The 13,904-nt window shown below is 42.8% G+C and carries 19 protein-coding genes; 15 read left to right on the forward strand and 4 right to left on the reverse strand.

Annotation, left to right across the window (positions count from 1 at the left end):
- Nucleotides 1–20: 20 nt before the first annotated feature.
- The 4 genes from QXW63_06260 to QXW63_06275 are packed head-to-tail and all read left to right on the forward strand — an operon-like array spanning nt 21 to nt 2,399.
- Nucleotides 21–587 carry a DUF655 domain-containing protein gene (locus tag QXW63_06260; GenBank protein MEM3461491.1) on the forward strand — a complete coding sequence of 189 codons (567 nt, stop codon included), beginning with the start codon at nt 21–23 and terminating at the stop codon, nt 585–587.
- 15 nt (nt 588–602) lie between these two features.
- Nucleotides 603–1,397: a 16S rRNA (adenine(1518)-N(6)/adenine(1519)-N(6))-dimethyltransferase RsmA gene (gene rsmA / locus QXW63_06265; protein ID MEM3461492.1), complete on the forward strand. Its 795-nt coding sequence runs from the start codon at nt 603–605 to the stop codon at nt 1,395–1,397.
- Nucleotides 1,381–1,995, forward strand: coding sequence for a class I SAM-dependent methyltransferase (locus QXW63_06270; protein ID MEM3461493.1), 615 nt, complete (start codon nt 1,381–1,383; stop codon nt 1,993–1,995). Before rsmA ends, QXW63_06270 begins: the two co-directional genes overlap by 17 nt.
- 44 nt (nt 1,996–2,039) lie before the next feature.
- Nucleotides 2,040–2,399, forward strand: a complete 360-nt coding sequence (locus tag QXW63_06275) for a DUF3795 domain-containing protein (protein MEM3461494.1) — start codon at nt 2,040–2,042, stop codon at nt 2,397–2,399.
- Here QXW63_06275 and QXW63_06280 read toward each other — a convergent pair.
- The 3 genes from QXW63_06280 to QXW63_06290 form a co-directional block, all read right to left on the reverse strand.
- Nucleotides 2,389–2,988: a GNAT family N-acetyltransferase gene (locus tag QXW63_06280; GenBank protein ID MEM3461495.1), complete on the reverse strand. Its 600-nt coding sequence runs from the start codon at nt 2,986–2,988 to the stop codon at nt 2,389–2,391. The two genes, QXW63_06275 and QXW63_06280, sit on opposite strands and share 11 nt — an antisense overlap.
- Nucleotides 2,989–3,366: 378 nt before the next feature.
- Entirely contained in the window at nt 3,367–3,582 is a 216-nt protein-coding gene (locus QXW63_06285; protein ID MEM3461496.1) for a DUF2283 domain-containing protein, read from the reverse strand.
- Nucleotides 3,564–3,836, reverse strand: coding sequence for a DUF4258 domain-containing protein (locus QXW63_06290; protein ID MEM3461497.1), 273 nt, complete (start codon nt 3,834–3,836; stop codon nt 3,564–3,566). Before QXW63_06290 ends, QXW63_06285 begins: the two co-directional genes overlap by 19 nt.
- A 155-nt stretch (nt 3,837–3,991) precedes the next feature.
- Here QXW63_06290 and QXW63_06295 point away from each other — a divergent pair, with 155 nt between their 5' ends.
- From QXW63_06295 to QXW63_06325, 7 genes are all read left to right on the forward strand, one after another.
- Nucleotides 3,992–4,579, forward strand: coding sequence for a hypothetical protein (locus tag QXW63_06295; GenBank protein ID MEM3461498.1), 588 nt, complete (start codon nt 3,992–3,994; stop codon nt 4,577–4,579).
- 99 nt (nt 4,580–4,678) lie between these two features.
- Nucleotides 4,679–5,218 carry a 50S ribosomal protein L16 gene (locus QXW63_06300; protein ID MEM3461499.1) on the forward strand — a complete coding sequence of 180 codons (540 nt, stop codon included), beginning with the start codon at nt 4,679–4,681 and terminating at the stop codon, nt 5,216–5,218.
- Entirely contained in the window at nt 5,211–7,688 is a 2,478-nt protein-coding gene (gene ppsA, locus QXW63_06305) for a phosphoenolpyruvate synthase (GenBank protein MEM3461500.1), read from the forward strand. Before QXW63_06300 ends, ppsA begins: the two co-directional genes overlap by 8 nt.
- Before the next feature lie 61 nt (nt 7,689–7,749).
- Entirely contained in the window at nt 7,750–8,751 is a 1,002-nt protein-coding gene (gene dph2, locus QXW63_06310) for a diphthamide biosynthesis enzyme Dph2 (protein ID MEM3461501.1), read from the forward strand.
- A complete protein-coding gene (locus QXW63_06315; protein MEM3461502.1) occupies nt 8,724–9,413 on the forward strand; it encodes an METTL5 family protein in 690 nt (229 codons plus the stop codon). Before dph2 ends, QXW63_06315 begins: the two co-directional genes overlap by 28 nt.
- 152 nt (nt 9,414–9,565) lie before the next feature.
- Complete coding sequence (locus QXW63_06320) at nt 9,566–10,147, forward strand: exosome complex RNA-binding protein Csl4 (protein ID MEM3461503.1); 582 nt, start codon at nt 9,566–9,568, stop codon at nt 10,145–10,147.
- 20 nt (nt 10,148–10,167) lie between these two features.
- Entirely contained in the window at nt 10,168–10,452 is a 285-nt protein-coding gene (locus tag QXW63_06325) for a DNA-directed RNA polymerase subunit L (GenBank protein ID MEM3461504.1), read from the forward strand.
- On the opposite strand, the gene QXW63_06330 is transcribed toward QXW63_06325, so the two are convergent.
- A complete protein-coding gene (locus tag QXW63_06330; GenBank protein ID MEM3461505.1) occupies nt 10,439–10,822 on the reverse strand; it encodes a ribonuclease III family protein in 384 nt (127 codons plus the stop codon). The two genes, QXW63_06325 and QXW63_06330, sit on opposite strands and share 14 nt — an antisense overlap.
- A gap of 108 nt (nt 10,823–10,930) precedes the next feature.
- On the opposite strand from QXW63_06330, the gene QXW63_06335 reads away from it, so the two are divergent.
- From QXW63_06335 to QXW63_06350, 4 genes are all read left to right on the forward strand, one after another.
- Nucleotides 10,931–11,518 carry a DUF99 family protein gene (locus tag QXW63_06335; GenBank protein MEM3461506.1) on the forward strand — a complete coding sequence of 196 codons (588 nt, stop codon included), beginning with the start codon at nt 10,931–10,933 and terminating at the stop codon, nt 11,516–11,518.
- Nucleotides 11,519–11,598: 80 nt separating this feature from the next.
- The gene (locus tag QXW63_06340; protein MEM3461507.1) at nt 11,599–11,952 is read left to right on the forward strand and encodes a transcription factor S; all 354 of its coding nucleotides are present in this window, start codon (nt 11,599–11,601) and stop codon (nt 11,950–11,952) included.
- A 132-nt stretch (nt 11,953–12,084) separates the two neighbouring features.
- A complete protein-coding gene (gene pcn / locus QXW63_06345; GenBank protein MEM3461508.1) occupies nt 12,085–12,840 on the forward strand; it encodes a proliferating cell nuclear antigen (pcna) in 756 nt (251 codons plus the stop codon).
- Nucleotides 12,841–12,853: 13 nt separating this feature from the next.
- The gene (locus QXW63_06350) at nt 12,854–13,888 is read left to right on the forward strand and encodes a DNA primase large subunit PriL (GenBank protein ID MEM3461509.1); all 1,035 of its coding nucleotides are present in this window, start codon (nt 12,854–12,856) and stop codon (nt 13,886–13,888) included.
- Nucleotides 13,889–13,904 lie beyond the last annotated feature (16 nt).

Below are 13,904 nucleotides of genomic sequence, written 5' to 3' on the forward strand. Positions count from 1 at the left end.
GTAAGATAAAGGCGAACATGATGGAGAAAAGATACGAAGAATACGCTTACGTCTTAGACTTCTTGCCCCATGGGCGTCCTGGGATTCGTCCTACTGGCAGGGCTGGTTACCGAGCGGGAGCGCTTGTGCAGTTGATAGGTGAAGAGTTTTTTACGCTTTTGGAGGCTTTGGCTAAGGAAGGTGTTACGCTTAAGCTTCATGACCGTGTTTATGTGGGTAAGGATGCGCGTGAGGAGATTACGTATATTATTGGGAGGGTGAGTTATGAGGAGTTGACGGCTGCTGCGAAGATGGAACTTCCCACAGCTATTAGTAGGATAGTTTTGAATCGTGAAAAGTGGTTTGTTAACTTTTTTAATACTGCAAGGGCTATAACGCCTCGGATGCATGCGTTGGAGTTGATTCCTGGTATTGGTAAGAAGTATATGTGGCAAGTTATTAATGAGCGTGAGAGGAAGCCTTTTGAGAGTTTTGATGATTTGCAGAAGCGTACGGAGTTGCCTAATCCGGTTAAGTTGATTACTAAGCGTGTTTTGGAGGAGTTGTCGGGCGAGAGTAAGTATCGGTTGTTTACGAGGGCTCAATAGTTTATTTGTGGTAGTATGGACTTGTTGGCTGAGACGAAGTTTTTGCTTCGAGCGCATCGAATTTTTCCGAAGAAGCGTCTAGGACAGAATTTTTTGGTTGAGCCATCGGTTTTTCGGCGGATGATTGATTATGCGATGGTGTGCAATAGGGATGTGGTGTTAGATGTTGGTGCTGGGCTTGGTTTTTTGACGCGTTTTCTTGCTGGCAAGTGTGGGCGTGTTTTGGCTGTTGAATTTGATGCGAGGCTTGTTAGGGTTTTGCGTGAGCAGCTTAAGGATTTGATGAATGTTCAGGTTATTGAGGGTGATGTTCTTAAGGTGGCAGTTCCAGAATTTAATAAGGTTGTTTCTGTTCCTCCTTATCGTATTTCTTCTCGTTTGTTTTTGTGGCTTTTGAATAGAAGTTTTGATTGTGCGGTTTTGGTTTTTCAGAGGGAATTTGCGGATAGGCTTGTGGCTTCTGTGGGGAGTGATGGTTATGGTTGGTTGGCTGTTTTTGCGTATTATTTTGTGGAAGTGGAGTTGTTGGATGATGTTTCGAAGGGGATGTTTTTTCCGCAGCCGAAGGTTGATTCGGTTGTTGTGCGTTTGAAGCCGAAAAAGCCTAAGCCATTCAAGTTAAAGAATGAGGAATTGTTCAAGCGGCTGGTGCGTATGCTGTTTACGCAGCGTAATAGGAAGGTTAGGAATGCTGTGTCGGTTTTTTTGAGGGGTGTGTCCTCTGATGTGGTTGTTCCTTTTGGTGATAGGCGTGTTAGGGAGTTGGCGCCTGAAGATTTTGGAGTGTTAGCTAATGCGTTTTGCGTGTAAAAAAGTGTTTTTTGGAGATTATGCTTTTGTTGTTTGGGAGAATGTCTATGAGCCTTGTGAGGATTCGTTTCTTTTTGCTGAGAATTTGGTTGTTAAGAAAGGCGATTTTGTTCTTGATGTGGGTGCAGGCTGTGGCTTTTTGGGCATAATTGCTGCGGAGAAAGCGTCTGGTGTCGTTGCGGTTGATGTGAACCCGTATGCTGTGCGTTGTGCGAAGGAAAATTCTGAGTTGAATGGGGTTATGGATAAAATGTTTTTTGTGCGAGGAGATTTGTTTTCGCCGTTTAAGCCGAATGAGAGATTTGATTTGGTTCTTTTTAATGCTCCTTATTTGCCTGTTGAGTTTAGTGAAGGGGCGTTTTGGATTGAGCGTGCTTGGGCTGGTGGGAAGAGTGGTAGAAGGGTTATTGACCGTTTTATTCGTGAAGTGCCAGGTTATCTTAGGCGTGGTGGGCGTGTGTTGCTTATGCAGTCTACTTTGGCTGGAGTTGAAGAGACTTTGGAAGATTTTGCGAGGGAAGGGTTGAGGGCGAATGTTGTTGCGAGGCGTGATTTGCCTTTTTTTGAGACGTTGGTGCTTGTTGAAGCGAAGCGGTAGGTTAATCTGTTTATGGTTCTAATATGGTGTTGGAGAGAACTTGTTTGGTTAGGGTTGTTGGTTATTGTGGGATAGTCTGCTCTGATTGTCCTGTTTTTGTTGCTACGCAGAAGGATAATGATGCAGAGCGGAAGCGTGTAGCTGAAATTTTTACCAAGCAGTATGAGCGGGAATACAAGTTAGAGGATATTAATTGTGATGGTTGTGTAGGCGATGGTGCGCGGATTTTTTGGTATTGTAATGAGTGTGGGATAAGGAAGTGTGGTAGAGCGAAGAAGGTTGAGAATTGTGGTTTTTGTGTGGAGTATCCTTGTGAGCGGCTTTCTGAGTTGTTTGGTAAGTATGGTGTGGCGAAGGAAGTGTTGGATGGTATTAGGCGTGAACGTGGTATTGTTAAGGGATGATTTTTCGCAGTCTTAGTTCGTCTCTTACTGGCAATTCGCTTATTCCTTTTATTGTTTTGCCGTGTTTCTCTGCTATGGCGTTTGGTTTTACTTCATAAATTTGGAAGCCTAGGCTTTGGTAGAATGCTAATGCTGGTAAATCGTCGTTTGACGTTGAAACAAGTAGTTGTTTTTTGTTTGATTGTTTGGTTTTTGTTTCGACTTTTTTGATTAGTGCTTTGCCTATTCCAGCGTTTTGGTATTTTGGTAGTATGCCCAATGCTACGATTATGATGGCGTTTTGTGTTTCGGCGAATGAGACGAAGCCAGCAATGGTGTTTTTTGTTTTTGCGATGTAGGCTGGGAGTTCGGTGACGATGAATTTTTTGTTAAAGGTTAGTTGTTCTTGTTCTCCCCAGAAGCGTTCTACAAACTTTCGGATTTTGTCTTTTTCTTTTTTTGTTTTTGCTATTGTGATGGTATAGTTCTGTGTGGGTTTCTTTTGGCATGTTGGGCATACGGTTCGCAATCGAGTGTGTTGTGGGCATAGTGGTTTTCCGCAGACTGTGCATGTGTAAACTGCTTGGTTATGACAGTGTTTGCAACTCATTTTTTGGTTTCTCCTTGGGTTGGGTTATTGTTTGTGTGAGAAGTTTTACTTAACTATGCGTGTTCGTGGTTATGAGAAACTATTGCGCTCTGCGAAAACTATACCCCTCCCTTATAAATAGGTTGAACCTTTAGTCTGAAAGTGTTTATGGTATAGAGTTTGTTTCTCCATTTTTTATTAGAGGGGCTTAAGCATGGTTAGGATTTAATGGTGACATTGCTAGTAACTTGCTGTATGCTTACTGAAACTTCCAGGCGTGTTAGGGCGCAAAAATATTTCATTTAACAGCAAATGGTTGTTCTGCTTCTATGTTCCACGTTTCATGCACATAATAATCGATAAACTACGTAGCCAAAAACGCTGATTATTCCCTTACAATTATGCTGTTTCTGTTGTGGCTTTTGCTATTTGCTTTATGAGACCGCGTTTGCCAGCATTCCAAATCTCTATGCCGATAACTTTGCCCTTCTCATTAAGTTCCAAATGAACATCAGGGTCCACCTCGACAATCTCGTGACTTGGGCCCTCTTCAAATAGCATATACAATATGTCAACCGATTTGTCATACCATGCTCTCACTTTATTCTCTTCCATGCCCCTCTCACCATTTTAGACTTCACAAGTCTCTCAAATTTAGTAGTGTAGTAGAGTGTAATAACCTTAACTACACCGTCCTCTTCCCTAAAAACTACTATAACAAATTTGTCGTCAACTTTCTTAATCGCTACCATCACATCATGCTCTATATCCTCAAAAAGCTCTTTCGGGCTCTCTAACGTATTATAGACATGTGCCACGTTTACGCCTCTCTTTCGCATTTTCTCCATTGCATGACCACTAAACTCCACTTTCAAACTAAAAACCTCAAACTTGCAAGTTAATGAAATAGTAACCCAATAAACTTATAGAACTATCTCTATTCACAAGTAACCAAAACAATTCAACAGAACATATTTGGTTCCAAACAAATAGGTTATTCGCTGTTTCACGCGCACACATCTTTGTGTTAAAAAGCTATATAACAAAAGAACTTCAGTATTTCTACAAAACTCAACGAGGCGCATACAACATGTGCATACTCGGTAAGGACAAACTCAAAGAACTCATCGAAAAATACAAGTGTATATACCCATACGACCACAACCTCCTCGACGGAGACGGCTACATCCTAACGGTAAAAGAAGAAACCACACTGCACTATCTCGAACACAAAAACCTAACAACATATGAAATAGTCTTCACACCACCAAACTACGTGGCACACCTAACCGCCAAAAGCAAATACGGACGCATGGGCTTAAGCTTCCTAAACGCAGCAAAAGTCCACAGCGGCTTCATCGGGCGTCTAGCCCTAGAACTAGTAAACCTCAGCAACGACCGTTGCCCAATAACAATAAAACGCGGCGACCCCTTCATGCACGTGGAATTCGTAACAAGAGACGGCGAAGCATCACCATACATGGGCGAATACCAATTCCAATACCTAACCCAAGAAGAAATACAAATGTACATTCCAATACTCAAAAACGTCTTCCCAAACTACGAGGAACTAGCAAAAACATGGTTCAAAAACAAACCATTACCACCATAAAAACATGAACCGTCATTCTGAATTTTCAAAACTAATTCCAAATTCATAACTTTAATCAAAAGGCAACGTCAACAAATCGTTTAAATATTGCGCTTATGTATGCAGAAAAGGGAACCCAAAATGCGTGCACGCAATTACAGAGCCGTTAAAGGACAACCCTACGCAAGAAAAGACTTCGTAAAAGGCTTTCCACCACCAAAAATCACCAAATTCACTATGGGAGATACCAAAACCAAGTTTGCATACGCAGTCAAACTAATCGCGTTAGAAAGAGCCCAAGTCCGCCACAACGCCCTAGAAGCCGCACGTGTGGCAGCAAACCGTCCTTTAATGGATAAATTCCAAAACAATTACCGCTTACACGTTCATCCGTACCCTCACATAATCCTTAGAGAAAACAAAATGATTTTTGGCGCCCACGCAGACCGTCTGCAAGATGGCATGCGCAGGTCCTTTGGAAAACCAATCGGAACCGCCGCGCGCGTTGAACCAAACCAGACAATAATAACAATCAACGTGAACGCAGACGGCGTTGAAGTAGCAAAAGAAGCATTAAAACGCGGAAGCGCCAAGCTCCCAATTCCATGCCGCATAATTGTAGAAAAACTACAAACAGAAGAGGCGAAAACAGTTGAATGAAGCAAAAAAAGATTTAGTAATATGGTTTGAAAACCTTCGAAAAACCGACATCCCACTAGTAGGAGGCAAAAACGCAAACCTCGGCGAAATGACAAGCGCTGGAATACCAATTCCACCGGGCTTCGCAATAACCGCCTACTCCTACAAAAAATTCATTGAAGAAACCGGCATAGCAGCAAAAATCTACGAAATAATAAAAGAAACCGTAACCGACCCCAGCGACCCCAAACAATATGAAATAGCTTCCAAAAAAATTCGCGCCTTAATAGAATCCACGCCGATGCCAAAAGAAATCGAGAACGCAATAAGACTTGCTTATGAAGAACTATCCAAAAGGCTCAACATAAAAGATGTTTTCGTCGCAGTGCGCTCAAGCGCAACCGCTGAAGACTTACCAGACGCCTCTTTTGCGGGACAACAAGAAACATACTTGAACGTCAGAGGCGTCAACGATGTTCTAGAAAAAACCGTGAAATGCTGGTCAAGCCTCTTCACTCCACGCGCAATCTTTTACCGCACCGAGAAAGGCTTCGCCCACGAAAAAGTGCTCATAAGCGTCGGCGTCCAAAAAATGGTAAATTCCAAAGCTGCCGGCGTAATGTTCACAATAAACCCTGTCATAGGCGACCCTAACCAAATTGTTATCGAAGGCAACTATGGTTTAGGCGAAGCAGTGGTTTCTGGAGCAGTCACCCCAGACCACTTCGTCGTCGACAAAAAAACCATGAAAATAGTCGAACGAAATATTGCCAAAAAAACAATTGCTTATGTGCGTGACCCAAACACTGGAAAAACAGTACACTTGCAAGTCCATCCGGAACATCAAGAAAAACCATGCATAAGCGACGAAGAAATTCTCAAACTTGCAGAATTAGCCAACCGCATCGAACAACATTATGGTAAACCACAAGACATTGAATGGGCAATTGACGGAGACTTGCAATTTCCAAACAGCGTCTTCATAACACAATCCAGACCAGAAACCGTTTGGAGCCTAAAACTTGCAGAGAAACCTGAAAAGCCAGAAGCCGAAGCAATGAAACCCGCAGAAACCTTAAAAGTTGTTGTGAGGGGAATCGCAGCAGGCAAAAGAGGCTTTGGAGTAGGCAAAGCAAAAGTCGTGTTAAACCCAGACGAAGCAGCAAAAGTCATGCAGAAAGGCGACATACTCGTCACAGACATGACAAACCCCGACTTCGTGCCATTCATGAAACTCGCAGGCGCCATAGTCACCGATAAAGGCGGCGTAACATGCCACGCAGCAATCGTAAGCCGCGAACTCGGCATCCCATGCATCGTCGGAACAGAACACGCCACAAAACTGATGGAAACCGGAAAAGAATACACAGTCGACGCAAGAAGCGGCGTTGTTTACGAAGGCATAATGGCAACATTAACCGAACAGCTTTCATCCGCTTCCGGAGCTTCAACACCATCCCCAACAGTTGTCGGCGGCACCTTCCAATCCGTACCCGTAACCGCAACAAAAATTTACATGAACCTAGGCGTTCCCGAAAAAATCGAAGAGTACAAGGACCTGCCTTTCGAAGGCATAGGGCTGATGCGAATAGAATTCATCTTAGCCAGCTATATAGGCGAACACCCACTATACCTTATAGAAACCGGGCAAGGACAAAAATTCGTGGACAAACTTGCCGAAGGCATATCCACAGTCGCGAGAGCCATCCAACCCCGCCCAGTTGTCGTCCGCTTCAGCGACTTCAAAACAAACGAGTACCGCGAATTGAAGGGCGGCGAAAAATACGAAATTGTCGAAGCCAACCCCATGCTTGGCTGGCGTGGATGCAGCCGCTACATAAGCCAATGGTACGAGAAGGCTTTTCGACTTGAGTGTCAAGCAATCCAGAAGTGCCGCAGAGAATGGGGCTTGAAAAACGTTTGGGTGATGCTCCCAGTAGTACGTACAGTGTGGGAAGCCAAAAGATGCCTCCAAATCATGAAAGAAGAAGGTTTAGAAAGGTCAAGAGACTTCCAAGTGTGGTTCATGGCTGAAACGCCGTCAATCGCCATACTTGCCGACGAATTCTCGAAACTCTGCGACGGCTTCTCCATAGGCTCAAACGACATGACCCAAGGCATATTAATGATTGACCGAGATTCTGAAAGGCTAGGACAGATGGGATACTTCGACGAAAGAGACCTAGCTGTAAAGCGTATAATTGCTCACTTAATCAAAGTAGCTCATGAAAACGGCTGCACAGTCTCCATCTGCGGAGAAGGACCATCAAACCTACCAGACTTTGCAGAATTTCTCGTAAGAGCCGGAATCGACAGCATATCAGTAAACAACGACGCAGTAATATCCACCAAAAAACTTGTCGCAAGCATAGAACGCAAAATAATACTTGAAAGACTCGCCGAGCAAAGCGAAAGAGCTCTTGGGCGCGGAAACCGAAAACCAAAGCCGGACTGGGAATGGACGCCCAGATGGAACGAAACAGAAGAATAAACCTCGCTTTCTCTTTTCTAAATTAAACATTCTTACTTTCCGGTTTAGAGAGTGTCCAAAATTGAAACAATTCGATTTTGAAGAAGAAAGAATCAAACAGGAGATACTCAAACTAGGAGCGAAACACGTCTTAATACAACTTCCAGAAGGTCTAAAACCCGAAGCGCCACGACTAGCCAAAACCATTGAAAAATTTGGTGCATTACCGATAATTTCTGCAGACCCATGCTATGGCGCATGCGACTTAGCCACAGCCGAAGCAAAAACACTCGGCGTGGACCTAATCATCCATTATGGACATGCAAAACTGTTAAAATACGAACGAGTTCCAACAATCTACATCGAAGCTAGAGCAACCATAAATGTGGACAGCGCCATCGAAAAAGCCCTACCCATAATAGAAAAATGGCGTAAGATAGGTTTAACAACAACCGTCCAGCATGTGCAAGCCCTCGACAGCGTCAGAGAAATCCTACTCCGCGCCGGAAAAATTGTCGTCTTAGGCGACGCTGGACGATTGAATTATCCCGGGCAAGTAATCGGATGCGATTACAGCAACGCTAAATCAATAGCAAAAGATGTTGAAGCCTTTATTTTTGTTGGCGGCGGGCGCTTTCATGCATTAGGCGTTGCGCTTTCTACGTCTAAGCCCACAATAGTTGCGGACCCTTACGAAAACCGCGCCTATCCGATTGATGAGGAAGCAGCGAAAATTCTGAAACAACGATGGGCAAGCATAGAAGAAGCCCAAAAGGCAAAATCCACGGCAGTTTTAATTGGATTGAAGCCTGGGCAAAGAAGATTTGATGAAGCATTGAATTTGAAACGTAAACTTGAAGAAAACGGGAAAACAGCATTTCTCTTTGTCGTTAGAGAGGTCACGCCAGAAGTGCTCATGGAGTTTCCCACGGTAGACGCTTACGTGAACACTGCATGTCCAAGAATTTCTCTCGATGACGCCTCGAAATTCCCGAAACCCGTGCTCACAATTAATGAAGCTCGCGTGGTTGTTGACGAGTTGTCTTGGGAAGAATTATGCAGAAAAGGATTATTCGAAAATTAGACTTGGAAATGCTGCTTTCACAAGTGAAGCCGCATCCTTCACCTAAACCAAGCCTTGAACAATACACAATTCCAGCAGATGTTGCAGCAACAATCCTTTACACGGCAGCCTACACATACAACGGCATTATTGGTAAATCGGTTTTGGATTTAGGATGCGGCACTGGAAGACTCGCGTTAGGCGCCGCGTTTTTAGGTGCAAACCAAGTCGTAGGCGTAGATTTAGATAAGACCGCAATAAAAGTTGCATACGAAAATGCAAGACATGTAGGCCTGCGAGAAAAAGTGGAATGGATTATTGCGGACATAGACGCTATCCGCGGAAACTTTGATACCATCCTACAAAATCCGCCCTATGGCGTACAAAGACAACATGCAGACCGAAAATTTCTCGAAAAAGCTCTTAAAACAAGCAAAATCATTTACTCGCTACACAAAAGCACACAAAAAGACAAAGCACTCATTAAAAGACTGAAACGCAACAAAGTAGCTTTGGAACCAGTAGCGCCTAACTCTTTTTTAGAAAAATTCATCGAAGAACATGACGGACGAATCAAAGCAGTTTATGCCATGCTTATGACGATTCCGCACATGTTTGAGTTCCACACGAAAAGGAAGCATGAGTTTCTAGTAGACCTATATGTTATAGAAAGAAAGAGATGAACTTAGCAAAAAGTAACTGTGGCATGCCTTACTGCCAGCACCAATCAAAAGGTTTATTGAGCGGCACAGAAAACTACACATATCACATTGGCGAACATTTATCCCTCGCTTCGTCCAAATCTATGCACAAGCCATGCAGAAAGTGAATTTAAATGAATCCACAACCCTCCAAACAAGAAAGCGGCCAATTTGTGCTGCCCGGAGAACGCTTAGGCGTTATTGAAGAGTTTATTCCAGATGCTGGAACCTACGTTAAGGACGGCGTAATTTATTCTAAGGTTGTTGGGCGCGCTCTGCTTGACCTTGTGAATAGGCGTGTTTCAGTTTTTCCATTAATTCGGGGGGCACTAGTTCCTAGAGTTGGAAACACGGTTCTTGGGCAAGTTTCAAATGTCCAGTCTGAAAGTGCAAGTGTACGAATTTTCAAAATAAATAATAAACGACTTTCCGGCATTTTCACTGGTGTCCTGCACATTTCTGACGTGCAAATGCGTTATGTGGATTCGATGTTTGATGTGTGCAAGCCAGGCGACATCATAAGAGCTGAAGTAATAAGCGAAAAGAACAAAGTCTACCATTTGTCAACCAAAGATAAAAATTTAGGAGTGGTTTACGCTTTTTGTTCTCAGTGCGGCTTCTTATTAGAGCAGAGACGGCAAGCTATGCATTGTCCGAGATGTGGGAAAATTGAAAAGCGCAAGACAGCTTTAGATTATGGAAAAGGACCGTTGTAATGTAAAAGGAGAGACTAGAGATGAAAGTTAAAGTATTAAAGAAAACGTCAAACGAGATAAAAATAGAAGTTGAAGGCATAGGACACACCATTTGCAACCTACTGCAAAAGAGACTTTTAGAAGACGAAAATGTTGATTTAGCAGGCTATGACATGCCACACCCCTTAGCATCAAGCTCCATAATTTACGTTCGCACAAAGGGCAAAGCAAAACCCGAAACCATCTTACATAACGCATTAGAAAAAACACGTGACATGAACAAACTTTTCGGTAAAGAGTTCGAGAAAGCCCTCAAGAAAGCCTAATTCTCTTCTTTATTGCCGAAAGTAACTGGCTAAAACCTTCTACTGAGTCTTCTGTGCTTGTCAATATTGTAATACTCTCTTCTATTGTAATGTACCCTTGAAGCCACGCGTACGCTATTAGTGCCTCAGCAGCATCAGCCATCAAATGCCGCGTCATTCTTGAAGGCAACTTTTCTCTTAACCCAGTTCTTCTTATTGCCTCAGCAAGTACGCTTCCTTTAACCTTTTCACCGCAAGGTGCACCCTTTCTAGCCGATATTGCCACGGAATATACGAAGTTTACGTAAGCATCTCCAAGAGAAGCCAACCCATGGTCTGTTAACACTTCGGTCATGTTGCCATAGTTCTTAATGGAAGACTTAATCTTCACACGCTTCCCCCGTACTCTGATAATTCCTACATTACTCTTGGTTTTTCGCTAAACTTATAATGAATGTAGTCCTATATTTCATGATTGCCACCTCTCCAGGGAGATATTTTGGTTTCAAAAAAATTCCGCGTAATCAAACCCGAAATTCGCGTTCTCGGAATCGACGATGGCATGTTCACACCCCGCACCAAGGGACTTATACCTGTTGTGGGAGTTGTTTTTCGCGGTGGATACTTCCTCGACGGCGTAATGCATACGAAAGTGAAAATTGACGGTTTTGACGCTACAAGAAAAATAGCTTCCATGATAATTAACTCGCCTCACTATAAACAGTTAAGGGTCATAATGCTTAATGGAGTAACCTTTGCAGGCTTCAACATTGTCGACATTAAGAAGTTAAATGCGAAAACAAAGCTTCCAGCGATAGCAGTTACACGCGAAAAACCAAACCTTGCAAAAATCCGCAAGGCTTTGAAAAATCTACCAAAAAGCGAAGAACGCTGGGAAGCAATACAGAACGCGGGAGAAATATTCAAAGTTTTCACACGAAACAAAAACGAGAAAGTCTACATGCAAATCTCCGGAATCCTCAAGGATGACGCAGAAAAAATTTTACAGTTAACTTCAACAAGAAGTAACATTCCTGAGGCACTACGTGTAGCACATCTTATTGCTTCTGGAATAAGTTTCGTTTAGCCCTAATATTTATTCCAATAAGAAAAAGTTTAAAAGGGACAATGATAAGGGAAAACAAACGGACATCGGAGTAAAAACACATGGAATTTTGTCCCAAATGTGGTTCTCGCCTTGTACCTAAAAAAGGAAAAACCGGCAAAGAAGCATCATTGATGATGGTTTGTCCCAAGTGCGGCTACAAAAAGAAACCCGCAGAAAAGAGGGTGACGCCAAAAGTTGCCAAAGTAATACAGCATAACCCGCAAAAACTTGTCGCGGTAATAAGCAAGGAAGAACAAAAACTTCGAACATTACCAACGGTTAGGATTGAGTGTCCCAAATGCGGAAATAACACAGCTTATGTTTGGCAAGTGCAAACGAGAGGCGCTGATGAATCTTCCACGCAGTTTCTGCGATGCACAAAATGTAGTTACACATTCAGAGAATACAGCTAAATCTGTTTATGACGTGATACTCTCTTTTCAAATCCACCGTCTTCATTCAGCAACCTCTCTAATTCAGCATCACGCTTAAATGCGCAAAGGCTTTATTCACAGCTAACAATATCCAATAAAAAGGTGACTACAATGTTCAAACTCAAAGTAGCCGACGCAAAACTTCTGCGAGACATGGTCACATCCATATCAATCCTCGTAGACGAAGCCACATTCAAACTCGACCCAGAAGGAATGAAACTACGCGCCATGGACCCATCACGCGTCGCCATGGTAGACTTCGAATGGCCAAAAACAGTTTTCGAAGAATACATGTGCACAGAACCAACGAAAATGTGCATAAACATAAGCGAACTGCTAAAACTGCTTAAGAGAGCCGGCAAAGACGAAGTAGTCGAACTCTCGCTAGATGAAAAGACTGCACGTTTACAACTAAAAATAACCGGAAAATACTCAAGAAACTTTACAATGCCAACTCTCGAAGCCTCAGAAGAAGAAGTACCCACGCCAAAACTCACATTCAACGTAAAAGCCAAAACCACAACCCAAGGCTTAAGCCAAGCAATCGAAGACGCACAACTCGTAAGCGACCACGTGCGAATCGAAGCAGACGCTGAAAAAATAGTTTTCAACGCCACAGGTGACCTCATGGGAGCTACAATAACGCTTCAAAAAGGAAGCGACACCCTCCTAGACTTAGAAGCCAAAGAACCATCAAAATCAACATTCAGCCTAAGCTACCTCTCCGAAATCATAAAAACAGCGTCAGCAACATCTGACATTGCAACTATGGAATTCTCCACAGACATGCCCATAAAAATAGACTTTCAACAAACAAAAGAAGGAAAACTCACGTTCTATTTAGCACCAAGAATCGAAACAGAATAACGTGAAAAACAAAATGCAAGTTACCGCTGCCAAATTCACCCTTTCTGACTTAGCAAAATATCCTTTTCTCAAAGAAACCACAGACTATGTAAAAAAATTGGATTTAAAAATTCAAGATTTAACAAGCCCCGAATTTGCGGAAATTCTGAAACGCGCCGAAACGAGAGTTGAAGAAGCAATTTTATTCGCTTTAGTAAGTCGAGACCTCCGAAGGCCTGAAGTTGAAATCTTATCCTTCCCAGTCGCTACAATGCTGGCTATTGCAACGGAAAATTCCTTCATCAAAAAAAGATACGCTTTGGCAGAGGCAGAACAAGTTCTCAACGACATGCAAGACGAACCGAAAGAAAAAATCTTGGCAATTGCACAGAATTTTGGATGGAAACTTGAAATAAACCGTAATGACAAGCTTCCCTACGAATTCACGTTACACTTTACAGACTATCTTAAAAACACGACACACTTGCGAGAGAAAGAATGGAAACTCGTAAACTGCTTACTATCCAACGGAAAGGTTTACTTAAACACAAACAAGATAGTGAGGCTACTGAAGGAAGAAATTCGCAAGTACATCGAGAAAAGATTAGAAATAAAAGAAGCCAAATTCCCCCCAGAATTTTCAACAATCGCTGAAAAACTAAAGAAACTAACCTTAGACCGTATAGGCAAAATGGAAATGGAAGGATTTCCAAAGGCTGTCATCCGAGAAGCTTTTCCACCATGCATAGACACACTTTATAAAGCCGTATCTTCTGGGCGTCACTTATCACACATAGGCAGATTCACCTTAACATCCTTTCTCGTCAACATAGGAATGTCTCCAGAAAGCGTAATTGAACTGTTTAGAAACTTCTCTGATTTTAACGAGAGACTAACACGCTACCAAGTCGAGCACATCGCTGGAGAAAGAGGCTCCAGAACGCAATACACGTCACCCAAATGTGAAACACTAAAAACCCACGGTGTATGCACAAACCCGGACGCCCTATGCGAAAAAATTCATCACCCGCTCACTTATTACCGCAGAAAAGCAAAAAACGTGAAATAAGCTTATAAGTTGAAAA

The organism is Candidatus Bathyarchaeia archaeon (assembly GCA_038873195.1).
GTDB lineage: Archaea > Thermoproteota > Bathyarchaeia > Bathyarchaeales > Bathycorpusculaceae > DSLH01.

What these genes read in the sequence shown, in the direction of transcription:
- QXW63_06260 (MEM3461491.1), top strand. Translation starts at nt 21, where the DNA reads ATGGAGAAAAGATACGAAGAATACGCTTACGTCTTAGACTTCTTGCCC.
- rsmA (MEM3461492.1), top strand. Translation starts at nt 603, where the DNA reads ATGGACTTGTTGGCTGAGACGAAGTTTTTGCTTCGAGCGCATCGAATT.
- QXW63_06270 (MEM3461493.1), top strand. Translation starts at nt 1,381, where the DNA reads ATGCGTTTTGCGTGTAAAAAAGTGTTTTTTGGAGATTATGCTTTTGTT.
- QXW63_06280 (MEM3461495.1), bottom strand. Translation starts at nt 2,988, where the DNA reads ATGAGTTGCAAACACTGTCATAACCAAGCAGTTTACACATGCACAGTC.
- QXW63_06285 (MEM3461496.1), bottom strand. Translation starts at nt 3,582, where the DNA reads ATGGAAGAGAATAAAGTGAGAGCATGGTATGACAAATCGGTTGACATA.
- QXW63_06300 (MEM3461499.1), top strand. Translation starts at nt 4,679, where the DNA reads ATGCAGAAAAGGGAACCCAAAATGCGTGCACGCAATTACAGAGCCGTT.
- QXW63_06315 (MEM3461502.1), top strand. Translation starts at nt 8,724, where the DNA reads ATGCAGAAAAGGATTATTCGAAAATTAGACTTGGAAATGCTGCTTTCA.
- QXW63_06320 (MEM3461503.1), top strand. Translation starts at nt 9,566, where the DNA reads ATGAATCCACAACCCTCCAAACAAGAAAGCGGCCAATTTGTGCTGCCC.
- QXW63_06325 (MEM3461504.1), top strand. Translation starts at nt 10,168, where the DNA reads ATGAAAGTTAAAGTATTAAAGAAAACGTCAAACGAGATAAAAATAGAA.
- QXW63_06340 (MEM3461507.1), top strand. Translation starts at nt 11,599, where the DNA reads ATGGAATTTTGTCCCAAATGTGGTTCTCGCCTTGTACCTAAAAAAGGA.
- pcn (MEM3461508.1), top strand. Translation starts at nt 12,085, where the DNA reads ATGTTCAAACTCAAAGTAGCCGACGCAAAACTTCTGCGAGACATGGTC.
- QXW63_06350 (MEM3461509.1), top strand. Translation starts at nt 12,854, where the DNA reads ATGCAAGTTACCGCTGCCAAATTCACCCTTTCTGACTTAGCAAAATAT.